At 38.6% G+C, this 352-nt stretch carries 1 protein-coding gene; it reads left to right on the plus strand.

Features of this window, described 5'->3' with window-relative positions; genetic code table 11:
* Positions 1-17: 17 nt before the first annotated feature.
* Positions 18-352: hypothetical protein (locus tag AC2A07_RS19775; RefSeq protein ID WP_484051810.1), on the plus strand; the 335-nt coding region annotated here is incomplete at its 3' end.

Below are 352 nucleotides of genomic sequence, written 5' to 3' on the forward strand. Positions count from 1 at the left end.
TAAAAAATAAAACTCAGATGAAGAAAATTATAGTCTGTGCTGGAATTATACTAGCCAATAACGTCATTGCACAAGCAAATCCAAATCTTGGTTCTTTTAGTAACCCTGTGGATAATCTCAAACAGTTATTTACTGCAGCACCTGCGGCAAACAGTCTGATGAAATTTGAGGAAGTCCCCGTAAGCAATTATACAGGAATTCCTGATATTAAGATACCTATCACAAGTCTTTCAGCTAATAGCAAGATAACGGCTATGGTATCTTTACAATATCACCCGCTTAATGCAAAGCCTGATGATAAAGCCGGTGATGTAGGTTTAGGCTGGAGCCTATTTGCAGGCGGCAGTATTAC

This window comes from Chryseobacterium sp. HNCC26DJ238 (assembly GCF_057180465.1).